Genomic DNA, 21711 nt, shown 5'->3' with positions numbered 1-21711 from the left:
CTCAGCGTCCTTCCTTGGCGGGCACGGCGGTGGCGGGCACGTCGGCTTGCGCGGCGCCGCCCAGTTCACGGGCCAGTGCCTGGTCGAGCCGGCGCAGGCGCCAGGCGTGGATGATGAAAGCGGCAATGGCCGTCGGGATGCCCCACATCGCGATGTGCAGCGGTTCCACGTCGATGCCCGCTTCGTGCAGGAAGGTGGTCATGAGCACGATGGCGCCGAAGGCCACGAAGATGTCTTCACCGAAGAACAGGCCCACGTTGTCGGTGGCCGCGGCGTAGGCGCGCAGCTTGTGGCGGATGCGGTCGGGCAGCTTGCCGTAGCGCGTTTCGGTGGCGCCTTCGGCCATCGGCGCGAGCAGCGGACGCACCATCTGCGGATGGCCGCCCAGGCTGGTCAGGCCCATGGCCGCCGTGAGTTCACGCGCGGCGAGGTAGACGATCAGCAGGCGCCCGGCGGTGGCCGACTTGATGCGGCTGATCCAGTTCTGCGCGTGCTGGCGCAGGCCGTGGCGCTCCAGCAGGCCGATCACCGCCAGCGGCAGAAGAATGATCAGCGGCAGGTTGCGCGTCTTGATGAAGCCGGTGCCGATGGCCGTGAGGATCGCCATCGGGCCGAAGCCGGCGGCGAACGCCGTGACGATGGCCGTGACGATCACCACCAGCATCGGATTGAAGCGCAGGATGAACCCCGCAATGATCACGGCCACGCCGATCAGCGGCCACAGGGGGACTTCAGGTGTCATGGTTGGTCTTTCGTTGCAATGCAAAACACCGGCGCAAGGGCCCCGGTGCGGTCGATTGATGCAAACCTCATGCCAATGAATGAGCAATTCATTTCTTATGAATCACTCATTTCAAACAAGTTGTTGAACAATTTCATATAGTGTGCCCAACAACAGTGCCTGAATACCCCCATGAAAACCCTGAACGGGAGCGTTTCGGTGCACAGGCGCGGCGTGGTGCGGGGGCCGTCTGTTACAACGCAGGCTCGTTGCGCCCCACTCTTTTCCCCTCCGACCGACCGGCATGACCCGACTGGATTCCCCCTCCTCCCCCACCTCGCCGGCCGCCGGCGCGCTCACGCTCAACGACCGCGTGGCCGAGCTGATCCGCCAGAAGATCGTGAAGGGCGAGTTCTCGCCAGGGCAGCGGCTGTCGGAGGCCGCGCTGGCCGACAGCCTGGAGATTTCGCGCAACACCCTGCGCGAGGTGTTCCGCACGCTGACCAAGGAAGGCCTGCTCAAGCACGCGCCGAACCGCGGCGTGTTCGTGGCGGTGCCGAGCATCGCGTCGATCATCGACATCTACCGCGTGCGCCGGCTCATCGAGTGCCAGGCGCTGGCGCAGGCCTACCCGCGCCACCCCGCCAAGAAGCACATGCGCGAGGCGGTCGAGATGGCGCTGAAGTGCCGCGACGCCGGCGACTGGCTCGGCGTGGGCACGGCCAACATGGAGTTCCACAAGGGCATCGTCGAGCTGGCCGACAGCGAGCGGCTGAACGTGCTGTTCGCCCACATCCTGGTCGAGCTGCGGCTGGCCTTCGGGCTGCTGAAAGACCCGGAGTTCCTGCACGCACCCTACGTGGACATGAACACGAAGCTGCTCGAGCTCATCGAGGCCGGCAAGTTCGCCGAGGGCTCGGCGGCGCTGAACGACTACCTGATCCACTCCGAGCGCATCGTGCTCGCGGTGTATGCGCGGCAGATGCCGGACGGCGGACTCGACAACTAGTTGAGTCCGCCCGCGCCGCGCGGGCTGCTGCGCTAGCGCTCCTTGCCCATCACCAGGTCGGGCAGGATCGTGACGATACCCGGGAACAGCGTGATCAGCGCGATGCACAGCACGAGGCAGAAGAAGAACGGAATCGCCGCCTTGGCGATCACGTTGCTGTCCTTGCCCGTCATGTTCTGCAACACGAACAGGTTGAAGCCCACGGGCGGCGTGACCTCGGCGATCTCGACCAGCAGCACCACGAAGATGCCGAACCAGACCAGGTCGAAGCCCGCCTTCTGGATCATCGGCAACACCACCGCGCTGGTCAGCACGATCATCGAGATGCCGTCCAGCGCCGTGCCCAGCACCAGGTACACCACCACCAGCGCACCGATCAGCGCATAGGGCGACAGGTGCATGCTGTCGACCCACTCGGCCAGTTCGCGCGGGATGCCGGTGAAGGCCATGGTCTTGGTGAGGAAGGCCGCGCCGGCCAGGATGAACATGATCATGCAGCTGGTGCGCGTGGCGCCCATGATCCCGTCCTTGAAGTTCTGCCAGGTCAGGCTCTTGCCGTAGGCCGCAATCGCCAACGAGCCCAGCACCCCAAAGGCCGCGCACTCGGTGGCCGTGGCCCAGCCGGCCACCAGCACCCAGACGATGAACACGATCAGCAGCGCGCAGGGAATGAGGTTGCCTGAGAGCCTGATCTTCTCCATGAAGGTGGTCGGCGGGTCGGCCGGCGGCACCTGGTCGGGGTGGCGCAGGCTCCACCAGCCGATGTAGCCCGAGAACAGCAGCATCAGCAGGAAGCCCGGTAGGAAGCCGGCCAGGAAGATGCGGATGATCGAGGCGTCGGCCGCCACCGCGTACACCACCATGGTGATCGAGGGCGGGATCAGGATGCCCAGCGTGCCGGCGGTGGCCAGCGAGCCGATGGCCAGCTTCTCGTTGTAGCCGCGGCGCTTGAGCTCGGGCAGTGCCACCTTGGCGATGGTCGCGCAGGTGGCGGCCGAGGAGCCCGAGACCGAGCCGAACACGCCGCAGCCGAGGATGGTGGTGTGCATGAGCCGGCCGGGCACGCGGTTGAGCCACGGCCTCAAACCCTCGAACATCTCTTCGCTGAGCTTGGTTCTGAACAGGATCTCGCCCATCCAGATGAACAGGGGCAGCGCCGCCAGCTCCCAGCTCGCATTGCTTTCCCAGAAGGCCGAGAACAGGTTCTTGCCGGGCAGCGTGTTGGTGAAGAAGGCCTGGCCGACCCAGCCGACGATGGCCAGGGTCATGGCGATCCAGACGCCGCCGGCGAGCAAGAGAAGCATGATGGCGAGCAAGAGCGCGCCCATGAGCAGTGTTTCGAGCATGGCGTGCGTTCAGACGTCGGAGGAAAAATCGCCGGCTGCGTGCCGTTCTTCGATGGCGCGCTGGTAGCTGGGCTTTTCGCCGCGCACCACGCCCACCAGCTCATCGAGCATGGCGATCAAGAGCAGCCAACAGCCGATCACGAAGGCGGACTGCGGAATCCAGATCGGAATGACCACCAACCCTGTGGCCATCTCCGCGAACTCGTAGCTTTCGTAGGTGAAGCTGGTGGCCCAGTAGGTGAGGTAGGCCACCGACACTGCCGCGATCAGCAGGCACATCACGTCCAGCACACGTCGCACTTTCAGCGGCACCGCGTCCAGCAGCAGTGTCACGCGAACGAAGTCACCATGCCGGAACGCATGCGCCATCGCAAAGAAGGCCGCAGCGGCGCACAGCCAGGAGACGATGTCGTTGAGTCCGCTCACGTGCCAGTTCATCTGGCGGCCCACACCGGCCACGATCATCAGCACGAAGATCAGGAAGACGCAGAAAGCGCCCAGCGCGCCTGCACCGTCGTACAGGCGGTCGAGGAAGCGGCGCACGGCTTACTTTTTCTTGTAGGTGTCGACGATGGAAGCACCGTCTGCACCAGCAGCCTTGAGCCAGTCGGCCTGCATGATGCCGCCGACCTGGCGCATGTCGGTGTCCAGCTTGGACGAAGGCTTGTGCACCTTCATGCCGCGCTCGGCGAGCAGGCGCTTGTACTCATCGTTCTTCTCCTGAGCGACCTTCCAGCCGCGCGCCTCGGCGTCGGCCGCGGCCTTGGTCACCGCTGCTTTGGTGGTCGCATCCAACGCATCGAAGGCCTTGGCGTTCACGAGGATCGCGTTCTTCGGAATCCAGGCCTGCGTGTCGTAGAAGTTCTTGATGTGCTCGAAGGTCTTGGTGTCGTAGCCGGTGGAGCCGGAGCTCATGTAGCTCTCGATCACGCCGGTGGCCATGGCGGCGCTCAGTTCGGCCTGCTGGATCTGTACGGGCTGCGCGCCGATGAGCTCGGCGATCTTGGCGGTGGCCGGGCTGTAGGCGCGCCACTTGATGCCGCGCAGGTCGGCCACCGAGCCGATCTCCTTCTTGGTGTAGATGCCCTGCGGCGCCCAGGGCACCACGAACAGCACCTTGATGCCTTGCGCGGCCAGCAGCTTGTCCATCGCGGGCTTGGAGGCGTCGTAGAGCTTGCGGGCCTCGGGATAGGTCGTCGCCAGGAAGGGCACGCCGTCCAGTGCGTAGATCGGGTTCTCGTTGGCGTAGTTGGCCAGCAGGATCTCACCGGCCTGGGCCTGGCCGCTTTGCACGGCGCGTTTGATCTCGGGCGCCTTGAACAGCGACGCGTTGGCGTGCACCGTGATCTTCAGCTTGCCGCCGGTGGCCGCGTCCACGTCTTTCGCGAACTGCGTGATGTTCTCGGTGTGGTAGTTGGTCGCGGGGTAGGCATTGGCCAGATCCCACTTGGTCTGGGCGTGAGCGCCGAGGGAAAAGGCCAGGCCCGCGAAGGCAGTGACGACGGCGTGCGCGTAGGGATTTCGCATGGAAACGCTCCAGGAGTGCAAAGAGGGAAAAGAGAGGGAGAGAAAACGAATGAACAAGGCGAAGCCGCGGCGTGCAATCCATGCACGCCGTGGCGCCGACGGCCAAGCCGGCTATTCCTTCTTCTTGGGGGCCAGCTCGAGCGGGCTGGCCGGCAGGTCGGAGCGCCGGGGCTCGGGCTTGTCCGCGACCTTGCAGTCCTGGTCCTTGAAGGGTCCGGCCTCGCGCACCCAGTCGGGGCTGATCGGATGCTGCGCGCAGACGGCCTTGCCGCTGACCTTGTTGCGCATCAGGTAGAAGCTCTCGGTGGGTTGCGCCAGGGCCGCGCCTGACAACGCCAGGCCGACGATGCCGATGAAGAGTTGGTGTTTCATGTCCATGCCTTCTTGTGATGCAACGTTGTCAGGGTGCCGGCGCCGACAGGGTCTTCGCCATCGCGATCACCAGGTTGCGGCCCTGGGCCACGATGGAATCGCGGAAGCCCTCGAAGGTTGCATCCGTGATCTTGCCGTCGCTGCCCGCGCCGAAGCGCGTCATGACCGGCGTGTGGATGTGCCCGGCGGGAATGTTCAGCTTGAAGGTGTCGCGCAGCAGCGTGTTGCGGTACGCGCTCGCATTGGAGAGGTAGTTGCCGCCGCCGCCCCGGCTGGCGCAGTTGTTGTCCAGCGGGCCCAGCGCGTCCTTCTTGCACGGCTGCACGCTGTAGGTGTCGCGCCGCAGCACGTCCCAGCCACCGGGCGTGCCGGTGTCGCGGTTGATGACGCCCTCGCCGGTCTTCGCGTCGATCATGGCCTGGAACGGCAGCGTCGACACCGTGAACTGCGGCGGCGTCTCCTTGGCCCAGGGCCGCGGCAGGAAGCCGAGCCAGCGCTCCGGCGGATAGATGTCGCAGTCGAGCACCGAAGGGAACCTGTCGCCGTCCATGCAGGCGGGCCAGACGTTGTCGTTGCCCGGGATGCTGGCCAGGTGATAGCGGCCGTTGAAGTGCTCCAGGTGGAAGGCACCGCCGCCCTGGCTCATGGAGATGGACGCGTCCACGCGCTTGGGCCCGGGCTTGAACCACGGTCCCAGCGTGTCTTCCTGCATGCCCTGCAGGAAGGGCGGGTAGTTCACGGGCAGGATGAAGGTGCGGATGACGGCCGTGGTGCCGTCGCCCAGCGCCACGGTGTTGCCGTCCAGCGAGAGGATGGTCGCGCCCGAGGGATTGCCGATGCGGATGTTCGGGTTGTCGTGAACGCCCGGCGTGCCCAGCGTGAAGGGATCGAAGCCACTGACGAGGATGCGCTTGTGGCCCGCGCCTTCCGGAAAATCGATCGCGTACTGGCCGCGCGACGCGCGCTCGAATTCGTTCTCCAGCGCGGCGCGCTGTGCGTCGTCGAGCGGGAAGTCGGGCTTCCACTGGCGCAGCGCGAACGTCATGGTCAGGCGCGCCCAGTACAGCATGCGGTCGTCGCTCTGCGGCAGGCTGCCCTCGACCTTGCGGCCCTGCACCCGGTCCACCGCGGCCTGCCACAGCTGCTGGCCCTCGGCCTTCAGCAGGGCCACGGCCGCGTCGTAGCTCGACGCGCCGGCCAGGCCGTCCTTGCACAGCTTGAGTGCGAACGCCGGGCCGAACTTGTCGAAGCCGCTGGCCTGCAGCAGCTGCTGCGAGAAGCTCGCCGCATCGCTGGCGCTGAGCTTGTTGGGCAGGCGCTGCTCTTCGTACGAGGCCGCGACGCCGGTGTCCATCGCGCACCTGGCCTGGATCGCCGGCGGCGCGGGTGGTGGGGGATTCGTCGTCGGTGGCGGTGCGGGCGGCGGTGCGTTGGCAGCGGCGATCGCTGCTGCAATGGCCGCGACGGTGGCCGGGTCAGCACCGCCACCTCCGCCGCCACCTCCGCATCCCGCCAATACCGCCGCGCAGATGCCCAGCCCCAGTGCATTCCGACGCCAGGAGATGCCGCCCTGCGGGGCGCCTGTGGCGTCCTTCGCTTCGCAGTCGTCCCCCGCAGAGGGGCTCGGATGAAAGTCGCTTGCCATGACGAATCGCTCCCATGAATGTGGTGTGTGCAGACAAGGAAAGCCTCGCGGCCGGTTGCCGTGAGCCTCGGCAATTGGTCAACACCACCATGCATCCAGGTCTCAACCATTCGATCTTGGTTGAGCTTAGATTGATGTTTTGTTGAACAATTAATCGAATGATGCCCCACCATATTCGTCATGAAATTGGTGCAAACCCGCGAGATGAAGGACGCGCCCACCAACGCTGCACAGCGGCGCCTTGGTGATTCGTGGGGTGCGCGCGAGGGCAAACGAGCACCGCAGGCAGAGCGACGCGCCGCCCCGGACTGCTGAAATAATGACCACCCCGCCACACCCACCGCCGGATGCGCCATGACCCTGTCCGCCTATCTGCTGTTCCTGCCCGCCTGCTTCGCCATCAACATGGCGTTCGGCCCCAACAACCTGCTGTCGGTCACCAACGGCGCGAAGCACGGCGTGTCGCCGGCCGTGATCGCGGCGAGCGGCCGGCTCGTGGCCTTCGCGGTCATGATCGCCATCGCGGGCCTGGGCATGGGCGCGGTGCTGGTGGCCTCGGAGTTGGCCTTCGACGTCATCAAGTACATCGGCGCCGCGTACCTCGTGTGGATCGGCGTCCGGCTGCTGCGCGCGCCGGCACCGACTGCGCAGGTGCAGGCGCACGAGGCCGCGCCGCCGTCGATGCGCGCGCTGGTGCGCCAGGAGTTCACGGTGGCGGCCGGCAACCCGAAAGCGATCCTGGTGTTCACCGCTTTCTTCCCGCAGTTCGTGGTGCCCGGCGCATACGCGTCGAGCTACGTGCTGCTGGGCGTGACCTTCCTGGTGTTCGAGCTGGTCGCGATCGCGCTGTATGCGCTGCTCGGCGCGCGCATGCGCCGCCTGGCCAACGGCAGCCGCGCGATGCGCTGGTTCAACCGCGTGAGCGGCAGCATGATGGTCGGCTTCGGGCTGATCCTCGCGTTCACGCGCCGGCCTGCTTGAGTGCCCGCCCGCGCGGCGGTCAGCACTCGACGATGTTCACGGCGAGGCCGCCGCGCGAGGTTTCCTTGTACTTGGTCTTCATGTCCGCGCCGGTCTGCATCATGGTCTGGATGACCTTGTCCAGCGACACGAAGTGCGAGCCGTCGCCGCGCAGGGCCATGCGCGCCGCGTTGATGGCCTTCACCGCGCCCATCGCGTTGCGCTCGATGCACGGGATCTGAACCAGCCCGCTGACCGGGTCGCAGGTCATGCCCAGGTTGTGCTCCATGCCGATCTCGGCCGCGTTCTCGACCTGGCCCGGCGTGCCGCCCATCACCGCGGCGAGCGCGCCCGCCGCCATCGAGCAGGCCACGCCGACCTCGCCCTGGCAGCCGACCTCGGCGCCCGAGAGCGAGCCGTTCTTCTTGTAGAGGACGCCGATGGCCGCGGCGGTGAGCAGGAACTCGACCACGGCCTCGTCGCCCGCGCCGGGAAAGAAGCGCTGGTGGTAGTGCAGCACCGCCGGGATCACGCCCGCCGCGCCGTTGGTGGGCGCGGTGACCACGCGCCCGCCGGCCGCGTTCTCTTCGTTGACGGCCATGGCGTACAGGTTGACCCAGTCCATCGCCGCGAGCGGGTCGGGCGCGGCCTGCGCCGTGCCGCTGTCCTGCAGTTGAGCGAACAGGTCGGCCGCGCGCCGCCGCACCTGCATGCGCCCGGGCAGGGTGCCGGTGCTCGCGCAGCCGCGGCGCACGGCGCCGGCCATGGCGTCCCACACCTGCAGCAGCTCCGATCGCACCTCGGCCTGCGGTCGCCACTGCGTTTCGTTGGCCATCATCAGCGCGGCGATCGACAGGCCCTGCGCGCGGCACTGCGCGAGCAGTTCCGCGCCAGTGTCGAAGGCGAAGGGCAGCGCGGCCGGTTCCGGACGCTGCACGCCGGCTTCGTTGCGCACGCTCTCGCCCTGCGCATCGACGACGAAGCCGCCGCCGACCGAGAAGTAGTCCGCCTCAGCCAAGGTCTGGCCCTGCGCGTCGAGCGCGATGAAGCGCAGGCCGTTCGGGTGCCGAGGCAGGCTCTTGCGCAGGAAGAGCAGATGCTCTTTCTCGTCGAACGCCACGGCGTGCGTGCCGAGCAGGCGCAGCCGCCGCTCGCGCCGGATGGCCGCGATGGCGGGCTCGATGGTGTCGGGGTCGATCCGGTCCGGCCGGTGGCCTGCGAGCCCGAGCAGCACGGCGCGGTCGGTGCCGTGGCCGCGGCCGGTGGCGCTGAGCGAGCCGTACAGCTGCGTCACCAGCGCGGTCACCTCCGGCAGCAGGCCCCGCGCTTGCAGCAGGCAGGCGAACTGCCGCGCCGCGATCATCGGCCCGACCGTGTGCGAGCTCGAAGGGCCGATGCCGATCTTGAACAGATCGAAGGCGCTGACCGGCGTCGAAGGCGCCTTCGCCGTACCCGTCACCGCGCCTTCACCGCCAGGTTCCACAGCGCCACGAGCTGCTCGTACTCCGCCGAGGCCGCTTCCTGGTCGAGCGGGAAGATCTTGATGGCGCTCAGGTCGGGCAGCGAGGTGAGCTTGGACACCGCGATGTCGCTGCGCACCGGACGGCGGAAGTTCTTCACCAGCAGCTCCTGCTGCGTCTCCTTGCTCAGCAGGCCGTTGTACAGCGCGACGGCGGCGTCCATGTTCTTCGCGCCCTTCACGATGAACATGCCTTCGGGCGCCAGGTAGCTGCCCTCGGTGGGATAGACCAGCTTGATCTCCTTCTGGCCGCCCGCCACGTACTCCTGCGCCGCGTACTCGATGGTCAGGCCCACCGGGTACTCGCCGGCGGCCACGCCCTTGTAGGTGCTGCCCGACGAGGCGGTGACGACCGCGTTGGCCGCCAGCTTGCCCAGGCCGTCGCGGCCGAACTGCTTGAGCAGGCCGTACACCAGCATGTAGGCGGTGGCGCTCTTGCTCGGGTCGGTGATGGCGAACTTGCCCTTCCACTCGGGGCGCATCAGGTCCGACCAGGTCTTGGGCGCGGGCATGCCCTTGAGCTGGCGCTCGTTGACCATCATCACCATGACGTGCACGTTGGTGCCGACCCACAGGTCGTTCGGGCCGCGGAAGGCCGCGGGCACGGCCGCGAGGTCGGGCGACTTGTAGGGCGCCATCTGGTCCTTGTAGGCGCCCAGCGTGCCGAAGCCGCCGCTCCACAGCACGTCGCCGCGCGGGTTCTTGGCCTCGGCCTGGATGCGCTTCATCAGCGTGCCGGTGCCGCCCGTGACCTGCTGCACCGTGAGCCCGGGCGTCTTCTTCTTGACCACGGCCAGCGCGGTCTCGACGGTTTCGGTGTTGTTGGACGAATAGAGCACCACCGTCTGCGCACCCGCGACGCCCGCCGTGAGGGCCAGGGTCGCGAACGCGCATTTCGCCAGGGACTTGAAGGACATGAAAACCTCGCAGGTTGAAGTGAATGGGTGGGTCATTTGCTGGAGAAGAGGTTGATGCGGAACACCTTGATCGCCACCACGATGGGCAGCAGGATCACGCTGACCAGCGCCGCGCCGTAGGCCGAGGCCAGGCCCAGGCGCCCGCCGTCGACCTGGCGGAAGATGGCGATGGGCATGGTCTCCAGGCCGCCCGTGTAGACCACGATGGAGGCCGACAGCTCCGAGATCGTGGTCACCCACATCAGGATGGCGGCCGAGATGATCGAGGCCTTCATGGCCGGCAGCAGCACCTTGAAGAAGGTCTTCAGCGGCGACACGCCCAGGCTGATCGAGGCCTCCTCGATGGAGTCCGAGATGTTGAACAGCGTCGACGACGCATTGCGCACCGCGAACGGCAGGCGGCGCACCGTGTAGCACAGCACCATGATCCCCGAGGTGCCCGCCAGCACCAGCCAGCCGGTGTTGAAGGTCTGCACCAGCGCGATGCCCAGCACCGTGCCCGAGATGGTCAGCGGCAGCACCACGATGTAGTCCAGCAGCTGGGTGAAGGGGTTGCGCTTCTTGATCGTCAGGTAGCTCACGAGCACCGCGAAGGCCACGCCCACCACCGTCGCCATCGAGGCGAACTTCAGCGAGTTGATGATCGGCTCGGGCGCGCCGCGCAGCGCGCGTTCCAGGCTCGACAGCGACCACTGGCCCCAGCGCATCACGGGCCCGCTGGTCTCGGTGAAGGCGCCCACGAAGACGATGAGCAGCGGCAGCATCGACAGCACGATGATCACGCCCACGCTGAGCGTGTAGAACACCGCCGCGCCCGAGCGCACGCGCACCACGGCGGGTGCGCGGCCCTGCGTCATCGTGTAGATCTTGCGTTCGACCACGCGCTTCTGGAAGAACAGCACGATGGCCACGATGCCGATGGACACCACCGACATCGCGCTTTGCAGCGTGGGGCTGCCGCCCATCTCGCCGACGAAGGCGTTGTACGTCATGACCGACAGCAGCGGCACGCTGCTGCCCAGCACCACCGACAGCGCGAAGTTGCCCACCACCAGCGTGAACACCACCAGCGCATTGACCAGCACCGCCGGCAGGATCACCGGCACCAGCACGCGCAGCTTGGTCACCAGCGGCGAAGTGCCCAGGCTCAGGCCGGCCTCTTCGAGCTGGCCGTCGAAGCCGCGCAGCGCGGCCAGCACGCCCAGGTAGATGTAGGTGTAGTAGACCAGCGTCATGGAGAACACCATGCCGGTCCAGCCGTAGAAGGTCGGCAGCGTGATGCCCGCGCCCGCGAGCAGGTTGGTCACCAGCCCGTTGTTGCCCAGCAGCAGCAGCCACGACTGGCCGACGATGATCTCGGGGATCACGATGGTCATGATCGGCAGCACCGCCACCAGGTTCTTCAGCGGGAAGTCGTAGCGCGCCACCATGTAGGCGAAAGGCACGCCCACGGCCACGGTGCAGGCCGTGACCGACACGCCGAGCACCAGCGTGTTGCGGAACGCGAGCAGGTATTCGCTGTCCTGCAGCAAGGTGATGAAGCCGGACAGCGAGAACGCGCCCGACTCGTCGCGCACGCTGTTCACGAACAGCGTGCCCAGCGGATAGAACACGAAGAACAGCAGCAGCACGAGGCTGAGCAGGGTCAGGAAACCCCAGGGCCACCAGTTGATTTTCATGGCGTGCGTGTCCGTTCAGGCGGCGACGACGCGGCTGTCGGCCGGCACCAGCACCTGCACCGCATCGCCGGCCTGGAAGTCGGCCACCATGTTGCCGGCGTGCAGCTCGACGCGGATCTCCGACTGGTCGTGCAGCCGGATGCGGTAGGCGGTCTTGAAGCCCAGGTACTGGCGGCGCAGCACCTCGCCCGCGATGGCGTTGGGCACGTGGGGCGCGGGCGCCATCAGCGACAGCGCCTCGGGGCGCGCGATGAGGATGCCCTGCGCGCCCAGCGCGGCGCCGCCCTGCTTGCCGTCGAGTTGCTGGCCGCACAGCTGGTAGCGCACGTGCGACGCGGCCCCGCCGGCGGACTCGGCCGGCACGGGAATCACGTTGGCCGAGCCGATGAAGTCCGCCACGTAGGCGTTCACCGGCGTGCCGTACAGCTCTTCGGGCGTGCCCAGCTGCGCGATGCTGCCGCGGTCCATGATGGCGATGCGGTCGGACATGGCCAACGCCTCTTCCTGGTCGTGCGTGACGAACACGGTGGTGATGCCGGCTTCGCGCACGAGGTCCAGGATCACGTCGCGCATCTGCAGGCGCATCTTGGCGTCGAGGTTGGACAGCGGCTCGTCCATCAGCAGCACGCGCGGGCGGATCACCAGCGCGCGCGCCAGCGCCACGCGCTGGCGCTGGCCGCCGCTCATCTGCGCCGGGTAGCGGTCGGCCAGTGCCAGCAGGCTCACCTTGTCCAGCGCCTCGTTGACGCGCCGGGCGATCTCGGCCTTGGGCACCTTGCGCGCGCGCAGACCGTAGGCCACGTTGTCGAAGGCCGTCTTGTCGGGGAACAGCGCGTAGTCCTGGAACACCATGCCGATGTCGCGGTGGTGGGTGGACACGCGCGTCACGTCGTCCTTGTCGAAAAGAATGCGGCCGCCGTCGGGCTCGTTGAAGCCCGCGATGCAGCGCAGCAGGGTCGTCTTGCCGCAGCCGCTGGGGCCCAGCAGGGTGTAGAAGGCGCCATCGGGCACATGCAGCGACAGGTTCTGCAGCACCGTCTGGTTGGCGAACTGCTTCACGACGTTGTCGATGGTGATGGAAGCCATGTCTCTTGTTCAGGGTGGAAGGAAGCGCGATGCTAGGTGCGCCCCCTGCGTGCCACCAGCCGTATTTTTTAAGGCGGCCGGTTAGTTTTTCTGCAGGCTTCCCGGTCTACGATGCGCGCCGGCCTCCAACCCCGGGCGGCACGCAACCGAACACGAAAAGAACATGAGGAAGACAAGCCCGCTCGCCAAGGTACGCATGTGGTGACCCGACGCCTCCCCCCTTTGAAGGCGCTGCGCGCTTTCGAAGCGGCGGCGCGCCATGCCAACTTCACCGCGGCCGCCGACGAACTCAGCATCACGCACAGCGCCGTCAGCCAGCAGATCCGCCTGCTGGAGGACTACCTGGGCCAGCCGCTGTTCGCGCGCGAGGCCCGCGGCGCGACGCTGCTGCCGCATGCGCGCGACTACTTCGCCGAGGTGCAGGCCAGCCTGGACCGCATCGCCAGCGCCACGGCCGCGCTGAAGTCGCCCCACCAGCGCGCCAGCCTGCGCGTGTGCACCACGCCCTCGCTGGCGATGAAGTGGCTCATCCCGCGGCTGGCCGGCTTCCAGGCCCTGGCGCCGCAGACCGACGTGCAGCTGTCGACCCTGGGCCGGCAGTTCTTCGACCAGGCCGAGGCCGGCAGCGACGTGCTGATCCGCCGCATTCCCATGCAGCGCCCCGACCACACCTGCGTGCGCTGCCTGGACGACCACCTCGTGGCCGTGGCGTCGCCGCGCTTCATCGAACGGCACCGCATCGCCAGCATGGCCGACTGCCTGGGTCACCCGCTGCTGCAGGCCGCCGGCGAAGTGGAGAACTGGCCGCGCTGGTTCGAGTTGGCCGGCGTGCGCGTGCCGCCCCAGCTGCCCGGCCCCGTGTTCGACCACCAGTTTCTTTGCATGCAGGCCGCCATGAACGACCTGGGGCTCGCGCTGGCGCCCTGGTGCCTGCTCGAGGAAGACATCCGCGCCGACCGGCTGCGCCTGGTGTTTCCCGAACCGCGCCTGCCGGCCTCCGGCGTCTACGCGCTGTACCGCACCGAAGGGCCGGTGGCCGCGCTGGCACGGCAGTTCGTCGACTGGCTCGGCACGCAGCACTGGAACGCGGGAAGCCCCACCCCATGACCACCACGCTCACTCTTCCTCCCCTGCGGCTGTCGGACTTCAAGCTGATCGCCTTCGACATGGACTCGACGCTGATCGACATCGAGACGGTCGACGAGATCGCCGACATCGCGGGCTGCGGCCCCGAGGTCGCGGCGATCACCGAGGCCACGATGCGCGGCGAGATCACCGACTACAAGGACAGCCTGCGCCGGCGCGTGGCCCTGCTGCGCGGCGTGCCGCTGTCGGCGCTGCAGGCCGTGTACGACCAGCGCCTGCACCTGAACCCCGGCGCCGAGACGCTGATCGGCGCGTGCAAGCAAGCCGGCCTGCGCGTCGTGCTGCTGAGCGGCGGCTTCACCTTCTTCACCGACCGCCTGCGCGAGCGGCTGCAGCTGGACGACACGCGCTCCAACGTGCTCGAGATCGAAGACGGCCGGCTCACCGGGCGCATGCTGCCCCAGCCCTGGGGCGACATCTGCGACGGCGAAGCCAAGAAGGACAAGCTGCTCGAATGCTGCCGCGCGATGGGCATCCCGCCGGCCCGGGCCATCGCCGTGGGCGACGGCGCGAACGACCTGCCGATGATGCGCGTGGCCGGGCTGTCGGTGGCCTACCACGCCAAGCCCCTGGTGCGCGAGGCCGCGATGCTGGCGATCGACGAAGGCGGGCTCGACCGGCTGCTGGGTTTTCTCAAGCCTTGAGGTACTCGGCCTTCGTGCCGAGCCAGCGGTCGATGTGGCGCTGCGCCAGCTCGGGGTGCTTCTGCAACATCACCGGCGCGAGTTCGCGCGCCCAGTCGAGCAACAGCGTGTCGGTCGCGAGGTCGGCAAAGCGCAGCAGCGGCGCGCCCGACTGGCGTGCGCCGAGGAACTCGCCGGGGCCACGGATCTCCAGGTCGCGCCGCGCGATCTCGAAACCGTCGCCGGTCTCGGCCATCGCCTTGAGCCGCGCGCGCGCCGCCTCGCCGACGCGCCCGCTGTCGCCCGGCGCATAGAGCAGCACGCAGGCCGAGGCCGCCGCGCCGCGCCCCACGCGCCCGCGCAGCTGGTGCAGCTGCGAGAGGCCGAAGCGCTCGGCATGCTCGATCACCATCAGCGAGGCGTTGGGCACGTCCACGCCCACTTCGATCACCGTCGTGCTCACCAGCACCTGGATCTCGTTGGCGGTGAAGGCGGCCATCACCGCCTGCTTCTCGGCCGTGGGCATGCGCGAATGCAGCAGGCCGACCTGGATGTGATCGCCCAGCGTGCCGGCGAGTTCGTCGCGCGTCTCGGTGGCGTTGCGCAGGTCGACCGCCTCGCTCTCCTCGATCAGCGGGCAGACCCAGTAGACCTGCCGGCCCTGCGAAATCTGCGCCTGGATGCGGTCGATGACCTCGTCGCGCCGGTGGTCGGCCACCAGCTTGGTGACGATGGGCGTGCGGCCCGGCGGCAGCTCGTCGAGCGTGGAGACGTCGAGGTCGGCGTAGTAGCTCATCGCGAGCGTGCGGGGGATCGGCGTGGCGCTCATCATCAAGAGATGGGGCTCGAGGTCGCCGCCAGCCTTGCCGCGCAGGGCCAGGCGCTGCGCGACGCCGAAGCGGTGCTGTTCGTCGATGATGGCCAGCGCCAGGTTCTTGAAGCGCACCTTCTCCGAGATGACCGCGTGCGTGCCGATGACCAACGCGGCCTCGCCGCTTTCGACGGCGGCCGACATCTCGTCGCGCTCCTTCTTCTTCTGGCTGCCCGTGAGCCAGGCCACGCGCAGGCCGCGCTCGGCCAGCAGGGGATCGAGCCAGCCGACCAGCTTGCCGAAGTGCTGGGCCGCGAGGATTTCGGTGGGCGCCATGAGCGCGCACTGGAAGCCCGCGTCGATGCAGCGCGCCGCGGCCAGTGCCGCGACCACGGTCTTGCCCGAGCCCACGTCGCCCTGCAGCAGGCGGTGCATCGGGATCTGGCGGTGCAGGTCGGCCGTGATCTCCTCGCCCACGCGCTGCTGCGCACCGGTGAGGCCGAAGGGCAGCACGGCGAGCAACTTCGCATGCAGCGAACTCGCCGCCGCGTCGGTGGACGCAGGCAGCACCGGCGCACGCTGCGCCGCGCGCTCCAGCCGCGCCTGCAGCTGCGAGAGCTGCTGTGCCAGCAGTTCTTCCGCCTTGATGCGCTGCCACGCCGGGTGGCTGTGGTCTTCGAGCGCGGCGATCGACACGTCGGGCGTCGGGTAGTGCAGGAAGCTCAGCGCGCTGCGCAGATCCCACGCGCCGCGCAGGCCGATCTGCACCGGGATGGTCTCGTCGAGCAGCGCACGCGCCAGGCCCGAGCGCACCTCGCGCCGCAGCACCGGCTGCGCGAGCCCGGCCACGGTCGAGTACACCGGCGTGAGCGCGTTGGGCAGCGCCGTGCCGGCCGCCTTGACGGTCGGGTGCATGATCTGCCGCCCCACGAAGCCGCCGCGCATCTCGCCGCGCACGCGCACCTTCGCGCCCACCGCCAACTGCTTTTGCTGCGACGGATAGAAGTTGAAGAAACGCAGCTGGCAGGTGTCGGAGCCGTCGTCGATGGTGGCGATGAGCTGGCGGCGCGGGCGGTACACCACCTCGCACTCGGTGACCACGCCCTCGACCTGCGCCATGTCGCCGTCGCGCGTGTCGGCCAGGCGCACGATGCGCGTCTCGTCCTCGTAGCGCATCGGCAGGTAGAGCGCGAAGTCGATGTCGCGCACGAGGCCGAGCTTGCGCAGCGCGCGCTGCACGAGGCTCAGGCCGGTGCCGGGCGGTTGCGCCGGCGCGGCGGGGGGAGTCGGATCTTTCTTGGCGGGCACGGACAAGGCTTCTAGCGTGGACGGCAAAGGTCCGTCAAGGCGCTGCGGGCATCGGGGAACATGAACTGGAAGCCGCTGCGCAGCAGCTGCGCCGGCACCACGCGCTGGCCTTCGAGCAGCAGGTCGGCCTGCTCGCCGAGCAGCAGCTTCACGGGCGCGGCGGGCGTGGGCATCCAGCAGGGGCGGTGCAGCACGCCGGCGGCGACGCGGGTGAAGGCCTCCTGGCTGACTGCACCCGGCGCAGTAACGTTGAAGGCCTGCGCGGCGACGGGATCGGTGGCGGACTCTGTCACCGTCCACACGTGCGCGATGGCGCGGATGAGGTCATGCACATGCACCCACGACAGCCACTGCCGCCCGCTGCCCAGGCGCCCGCCCATGCCCAGCTGCACCGGCATCAGCAGCTGCGGCAGCGAGCCCTGGTGGCCCAGCACGAAGCCGAAACGCAGGCAGGCCACGCGAACGCCGTGCGCCACGGCCGCGTGCGCGGCCTGCTCCCAGCGCTGGCACAGCGTCGACATGAAGATGTCCTGCGGCGGCGCGTCTTCGGCGAGCTCGGTGGCGTCGCCCTGCGGCTGCACGCCGTAGTAGCCGATGGCCGAGCCCGAGAGCAGCAGCCACGGCTTGCGCGGGCGCGTGGCGATCCACGCGACGAGCTGCTGCGTCAACCCTTCGCGGCTTCGCAGCAGCTGCTGCTGGCGCCTTGCGCTCCAGCGCTGGCCGAGGATGCGTGCGCCCGCGAGGTTGACGACCACGTCGATGGCGTCGGCGGCGGGAATCTGGTCGAGCGATTGCACGCAGCGCACCGCGCCGCCGAAGCCCCAGGCGGCGCCACGCGCTTCGCGCGTCCACACCGTCACCGCATGGCCGTCGGCCAGCAGGTGGCGCACGAGGATCTGGCCGATGAAGCCGGTGCCGCCCGTCACCAGCACTTGCTGCGGCTTCGTGCCGAAGTGCACCGGGGCTTCGACGGCGCGCACCTGCGCCTGCTTCTGCTGCTTGAACAGCGCGCGCGCCGCGAAGCCGTCGCGCAGCCCGGAGATGCCCACACCCACGCCGCACAACGCCAGGAAGGCGCTGAGCCAGCCGTGCGGCTGCCACACCATCGCCGTCGGTTGCGCTGCCCAGCCGACCGCGCTCATCGCCAGCAGCGCGATGAACGCGCCGGCGTTGATGGCCAGCACCGTGTGCGTCACGCGTTCGGTGGGCGGCAGCAGACGGCTGCCGTCTTCGACCACGAAGTCCCACAGCGTGAGCACGATCTCGACGCCGAACACCGCGAGCAGCACCCACGCCCAGGCGCCGTGCCAGGCCCACGCCGACAGGCCGAGGAACAGCGCGCAGTAGATCGACGAGCGCGTGGCGTGGATCGCCAGCTCGCGCCCTGCCGTGCCGCGGCGCGGCAGGGCTTCTGTGCCTTCGTGGTGGTAGAGCGTGTCGAAGGCGCCCAGCGCGCCTTGCGCCGCCATGAGCTGCAGGGCCAGCAGGTGCGTGTCGATCATGCGGACACCGCCTGCGGCTGCGGCTCCGGCACTTCCTCGAACACGCCGACCTGCGTGAAGGTGGTGCCCATGAGGCAGTGGCAGATCTCGATGCGGATGTTGAACCGCTCGGGCGTCTCGTTGTGGTGCCAGAGAAAAGTCTTGCCCGGCGTGAACAGGCCCGGCAGCGGAATGCGCCAGCCGAACACCTCCCAGAAATAGCCGTCGCTCTGGAAATGCAGGCTGCCGTTGGGCTCCACGCTCAGCACCAGCTTCATGCCCAACCCCATGCCCACGTACTCCAGCACCTCGCCGCGCTCGCTCTCGCGCATGAAGCTGGTGAACTGGATCGGCTGGCGGCCGTGCAGGCGGTAGATGCGCTGCTTGTAGATGGCCGGGTCGTCGGGCCGGGTGTAGACTTGGATCTCGACCGGGAAGTGGCTGTCGCTGTAGGGGATCAGCGCGCCCTGGATCATCGGCTGCGTGAGGTGCCCCAAGAGCTTGCCGAAGCGCGAGCAGCGCAGCTCGCTGAGCGCGCCCAGGTAGTGCAGCGCCTTGCCCGGGAGGGGGTTCTTGTCGAAGCGCCGGCGGATGTCGGGGTGCAGCCCCATCCAGGCGCCGCCCAGGATCTTCTTGAAGAGCTCGCCTTCGGAAGGAGGGGCTGGGGACGGCGTGACACGCGCGACGGAAGAATCGACCATGCGTCGATTCTGCCTCGGCAACCCCCGGCGGCGCCCGTGATTCCGGGCCATGGGACAATCGCCGCTCTCCGCCTTTTTCCCTTCCCATGCCTCCTTGGCACGGGCCCGTCCGGCCCTCAAGCACCATGCGCGCCTTCACGCTTTCCGATTTCGATTTCCATCTGCCGCCCGAACTGGTGGCACAACACCCGGCCACCGAACGCACCGCCTCCCGTCTGCTCGACGGCACAGGCCCCGCCCCGGCCGACCGCATCTTCAAGGAACTGCCCTCGCTGCTGCGCGCGGGCGACCTGCTGGTCTTCAACGACACGCGCGTGGTCAAGGCGCGCCTGTTCGGCGAGAAGCCGACCGGCGGCAAGCTCGAGCTGCTGGTCGAGCGCGTGCTGCAGGGCCACGAGGTGGTCGCGCACATGAAGGTCAGCAAGAAGCCGCCCGTGGGCACCACGCTCGAGATGGTCGGCGGCTTTCGCGCCACGCTGCTGGGCCGCTGGCCCGAGGAAGACGGCGCGCTGTTCCGCTTCGGCTTCGAGAGCGACGCGGGCGAAGACCCGTATGCGCTGATGCAGCGCTGCGGCCACGTGCCGCTGCCGCCCTACATCACGCACACCGACTCGGCCGACGACGAGAGCCGCTACCAGACCGTGTTCGCGCGCGTGCCCGGCGCCGTGGCCGCGCCCACGGCCGCATTGCACTTCGACGAAGGCCTGCTGGCCGAGCTCGAAGCGCGCGGCGTGCAGCGCGCCAACGTCACGCTGCACGTGGGCGCCGGCACCTTCCAGCCGGTGAAGACCGAGAACATCGCCGAACACACGATGCACGCCGAACGCTACGAGGTGCCCGAGGCCACGCAGCGCGCCATTGCCGAATGCAAGGCACGCGGCGGGCGCGTGGTCGCGGTGGGCACGACCACCGTACGCACGCTCGAGTCGTGGGCGAAAAGCGGCGAGGCCACGGGCGACACGCGCATCTTCATCACGCCGGGCTTCGCCTTCGCGCATGTCGACGTGCTGGTGACCAACTTCCATTTGCCCAAGAGCACGCTGATGATGCTGGTCTCGGCCTTCGCGGGGTATGAGCGCGTGATGGCGCTGTACGCCCACGCCATCGTCAACGGCTACCGCTTCTTCAGCTACGGCGATGCCATGCTGCTCGCACGCACCCAGGACTGAACGACATCATGCTGAACTTCGAACTCCTCAAGACCGACCCCGACAGCCACGCGCGCCGCGCCACGCTCACGCTCAACCACGGCAAGGTCCAGACGCCGATCTTCATGCCCGTGGGCACCTACGGCACCGTCAAGGGCGTGATGCCGCGCAGCCTCGAAGAGATGGGCGCGCAGATCATCCTGGGCAACACCTTCCACCTGTGGATGCGCCCGGGGCTGGACGTGATGGCGAGCTTCGGCGGGCTGCACCAGTTCGAGAAATGGGACAAGCCCATCCTCACCGACTCGGGCGGCTTCCAGGTGTGGTCGCTGGGCGCGATGCGCAAGATCAGCGAAGAGGGCGTGAAGTTCGCGTCGCCCGTCAACGGCGACAAGCTGTTCCTCACGCCCGAGGTCTCGATGCAGATCCAGACCATCCTGAACAGCGACATCGTGATGCAGTTCGACGAGTGCACGCCCTACGACACCAAGGGCCACATCACGACCGAGGCCGAGGCGCGCGTCTCGATGGAACTGAGCCTGCGCTGGGCCAAGCGCTGCCAGGCGGAGTTCACGCGCCTTTCGAACCCGAACGCGCTGTTCGGCATCGTGCAGGGCGGCATGTTCGAGAACCTGCGCGAAGAGTCGCTGGCGGCGTTGGTCGACATGGACTTTCCCGGCTACGCCATCGGCGGCGTGAGCGTGGGCGAGCCCAAGGAAGAGATGCTGCACATCATGGGCCACACGCCGCACCGGCTGCCCGCGAACAAGCCGCGCTACCTGATGGGCGTGGGCACGCCCGAGGACCTGGTGCAGGGCGTGGCCGACGGCGTCGACATGTTCGACTGCGTGATGCCCACGCGCAATGCGCGCAACGGCACGATGTTCACGCGCTTCGGCGACCTGAAGATGCGCAACGCGCGCCACAAGAGCGACCCGCAGCCGGTCGACCCCAGCTGCACCTGCCACGCCTGCGCGGGCACCTCGGGCATGAGCTGGAACGACGGCGGGCGCGAAGGCTTCAGCCGCGCCTACCTGCACCACCTGGACCGCTGCGGCGAAATGCTCGGTCCGATGCTGTGCACCATCCACAACCTGCACTACTACCTGAACCTGATGACGGAGATCCGCGCGGCGCTCGACGCGGGCACCTTCACGGCGTTCCGCGCGCAGTTCAAGGCCGACCGCGCACGCGGCGTCTAGGACTTTGCGGCGCCCGGCGGCCTGATGGCCAGCGGCGTCGCGTAGGGTTCGATGCGCAGCAGCTCGTTCCTGAAGACCACGACCTGCCTGAGCGGCGCCTGCACCAGCGCCCCGCTCGCGTCCTTGTGCGAGGCGTATTGCCAGAGCGTGAGCTGGCCCTTCTCGGCCAGCATGGCGGCCAGCCGCTGCACGGGCGGCGCCGCGCCGGCGTCCAGCTGGGCCGCCTCGATGCCCACCACGATGTCGTCTCGCGGCGAGACCACCTTGAAGAGCAGCACGGGCGCCGGTGCCTGCGCCTGCGCGCGGACGTGCCGCGCCGCGAAGGCGGCCGGAAGCAGCGCGAGGCAGAAGACGAAGCGGCGGTTGAAGGAGCTCATGGGCCGAAGCGTATGCCTGCCACGGCGCCCTGCCCACAGGCCGGAAGCCATACGCCGGGTGGAGGCCCGGCCGGCATCAGGGACGCCGTCATCCGGTACGCTTGCCCTGTCTTCACTGCGGTTGCCCTCACCT

The 21711-nt window shown here is 68.3% G+C and carries 20 protein-coding genes; 6 read left to right on the top strand and 14 right to left on the bottom strand.

Going from position 1 to position 21711, the window contains the following annotated elements; genetic code table 11:
• Position 1: 1 nt before the first annotated feature.
• A complete protein-coding gene (locus tag VHAB30_RS27285) occupies positions 2-742 on the bottom strand; it encodes a DUF969 domain-containing protein (RefSeq protein ID WP_139700670.1) in 741 nt (246 codons plus the stop codon).
• A gap of 283 nt (positions 743-1025) precedes the next feature.
• On the opposite strand from VHAB30_RS27285, the gene VHAB30_RS27280 reads away from it, so the two are divergent.
• Positions 1026-1730 (top strand): GntR family transcriptional regulator, encoded by a 705-nt coding sequence (locus VHAB30_RS27280; RefSeq protein WP_235926933.1) that lies wholly within the window; start codon positions 1026-1028, stop codon positions 1728-1730.
• A 32-nt stretch (positions 1731-1762) separates the two neighbouring features.
• Here the strand turns inward: VHAB30_RS27280 and VHAB30_RS27275 are convergent, their stop codons facing one another.
• The 5 genes from VHAB30_RS27275 to VHAB30_RS27255 form a co-directional block, all read right to left on the bottom strand.
• Positions 1763-3076 (bottom strand): TRAP transporter large permease, encoded by a 1314-nt coding sequence (locus VHAB30_RS27275; protein WP_159279240.1) that lies wholly within the window; start codon positions 3074-3076, stop codon positions 1763-1765.
• A 9-nt stretch (positions 3077-3085) separates the two neighbouring features.
• The gene (locus tag VHAB30_RS27270; protein ID WP_095747225.1) at positions 3086-3619 is read right to left on the bottom strand and encodes a TRAP transporter small permease; all 534 of its coding nucleotides are present in this window, start codon (positions 3617-3619) and stop codon (positions 3086-3088) included.
• Between the two features lie 3 nt (positions 3620-3622).
• The gene (locus VHAB30_RS27265; protein WP_235926932.1) at positions 3623-4603 is read right to left on the bottom strand and encodes a TRAP transporter substrate-binding protein; all 981 of its coding nucleotides are present in this window, start codon (positions 4601-4603) and stop codon (positions 3623-3625) included.
• Between the two features lie 111 nt (positions 4604-4714).
• The gene (locus tag VHAB30_RS27260; protein ID WP_225616844.1) at positions 4715-4975 is read right to left on the bottom strand and encodes a hypothetical protein; all 261 of its coding nucleotides are present in this window, start codon (positions 4973-4975) and stop codon (positions 4715-4717) included.
• 28 nt (positions 4976-5003) lie between these two features.
• Complete coding sequence (locus VHAB30_RS27255; protein ID WP_235926931.1) at positions 5004-6620, bottom strand: C15 family peptidase; 1617 nt, start codon at positions 6618-6620, stop codon at positions 5004-5006.
• A gap of 354 nt (positions 6621-6974) precedes the next feature.
• On the opposite strand from VHAB30_RS27255, the gene VHAB30_RS27250 reads away from it, so the two are divergent.
• Positions 6975-7601, top strand: a complete 627-nt coding sequence (locus VHAB30_RS27250) for a LysE family translocator (protein ID WP_159279239.1) — start codon at positions 6975-6977, stop codon at positions 7599-7601.
• A 19-nt stretch (positions 7602-7620) separates the two neighbouring features.
• Here the strand turns inward: VHAB30_RS27250 and VHAB30_RS27245 are convergent, their stop codons facing one another.
• Genes VHAB30_RS27245 through VHAB30_RS27230 form a run of 4 tightly spaced genes read right to left on the bottom strand, consistent with a single transcriptional unit; the run spans position 7621 to position 12781 of the window.
• Complete coding sequence (locus tag VHAB30_RS27245; protein ID WP_159279238.1) at positions 7621-9039, bottom strand: L-serine ammonia-lyase; 1419 nt, start codon at positions 9037-9039, stop codon at positions 7621-7623.
• Positions 9036-10016 (bottom strand): ABC transporter substrate-binding protein, encoded by a 981-nt coding sequence (locus tag VHAB30_RS27240; RefSeq protein ID WP_159279237.1) that lies wholly within the window; start codon positions 10014-10016, stop codon positions 9036-9038. The genes VHAB30_RS27245 and VHAB30_RS27240 overlap by 4 nt, the downstream gene beginning before the upstream one ends.
• A gap of 32 nt (positions 10017-10048) precedes the next feature.
• Entirely contained in the window at positions 10049-11695 is a 1647-nt protein-coding gene (locus VHAB30_RS27235) for an ABC transporter permease (RefSeq protein ID WP_062477436.1), read from the bottom strand.
• A gap of 15 nt (positions 11696-11710) precedes the next feature.
• Positions 11711-12781: an ABC transporter ATP-binding protein gene (locus tag VHAB30_RS27230; RefSeq protein ID WP_062477439.1), complete on the bottom strand. Its 1071-nt coding sequence runs from the start codon at positions 12779-12781 to the stop codon at positions 11711-11713.
• A gap of 198 nt (positions 12782-12979) precedes the next feature.
• Here VHAB30_RS27230 and VHAB30_RS27225 point away from each other — a divergent pair, with 198 nt between their 5' ends.
• On the top strand, positions 12980-13888 hold the full coding sequence (locus VHAB30_RS27225; protein WP_223301447.1) for a LysR substrate-binding domain-containing protein: 909 nt from the start codon (positions 12980-12982) through the stop codon (positions 13886-13888).
• Positions 13885-14571 carry a phosphoserine phosphatase SerB gene (gene serB / locus VHAB30_RS27220; RefSeq protein ID WP_159279236.1) on the top strand — a complete coding sequence of 229 codons (687 nt, stop codon included), beginning with the start codon at positions 13885-13887 and terminating at the stop codon, positions 14569-14571. Before VHAB30_RS27225 ends, serB begins: the two co-directional genes overlap by 4 nt.
• On the opposite strand, the gene recG is transcribed toward serB, so the two are convergent.
• From recG to VHAB30_RS27205, 3 genes are read right to left on the bottom strand one after another with little or no spacing between them, the layout of a single operon-like run.
• On the bottom strand, positions 14561-16669 hold the full coding sequence (gene recG / locus VHAB30_RS27215) for an ATP-dependent DNA helicase RecG (protein WP_390904056.1): 2109 nt from the start codon (positions 16667-16669) through the stop codon (positions 14561-14563). The genes serB and recG overlap by 11 nt on opposite strands.
• A gap of 11 nt (positions 16670-16680) precedes the next feature.
• Positions 16681-18171, bottom strand: coding sequence for a TIGR01777 family oxidoreductase (locus tag VHAB30_RS27210; protein ID WP_159279234.1), 1491 nt, complete (start codon positions 18169-18171; stop codon positions 16681-16683).
• Complete coding sequence (locus tag VHAB30_RS27205; protein WP_159279233.1) at positions 18168-18851, bottom strand: DUF4166 domain-containing protein; 684 nt, start codon at positions 18849-18851, stop codon at positions 18168-18170. The genes VHAB30_RS27210 and VHAB30_RS27205 overlap by 4 nt, the downstream gene beginning before the upstream one ends.
• Before the next feature lie 125 nt (positions 18852-18976).
• Here VHAB30_RS27205 and queA point away from each other — a divergent pair, with 125 nt between their 5' ends.
• Both queA and tgt read left to right on the top strand, forming a co-directional pair.
• A complete protein-coding gene (queA, locus tag VHAB30_RS27200; protein WP_159279232.1) occupies positions 18977-20020 on the top strand; it encodes a tRNA preQ1(34) S-adenosylmethionine ribosyltransferase-isomerase QueA in 1044 nt (347 codons plus the stop codon).
• A gap of 8 nt (positions 20021-20028) precedes the next feature.
• On the top strand, positions 20029-21201 hold the full coding sequence (gene tgt, locus VHAB30_RS27195) for a tRNA guanosine(34) transglycosylase Tgt (protein WP_159279231.1): 1173 nt from the start codon (positions 20029-20031) through the stop codon (positions 21199-21201).
• Here tgt and VHAB30_RS27190 read toward each other — a convergent pair.
• Positions 21198-21578, bottom strand: coding sequence for a hypothetical protein (locus VHAB30_RS27190; RefSeq protein ID WP_159279230.1), 381 nt, complete (start codon positions 21576-21578; stop codon positions 21198-21200). The two genes, tgt and VHAB30_RS27190, sit on opposite strands and share 4 nt — an antisense overlap.
• Positions 21579-21711: the final 133 nt, after the last annotated feature.

Source organism: Variovorax boronicumulans, from assembly GCF_009811375.1.
Taxonomy (GTDB): domain Bacteria; phylum Pseudomonadota; class Gammaproteobacteria; order Burkholderiales; family Burkholderiaceae_C; genus Variovorax; species Variovorax boronicumulans.
This window is presented reverse-complemented; position numbering and strand designations above follow the sequence as displayed.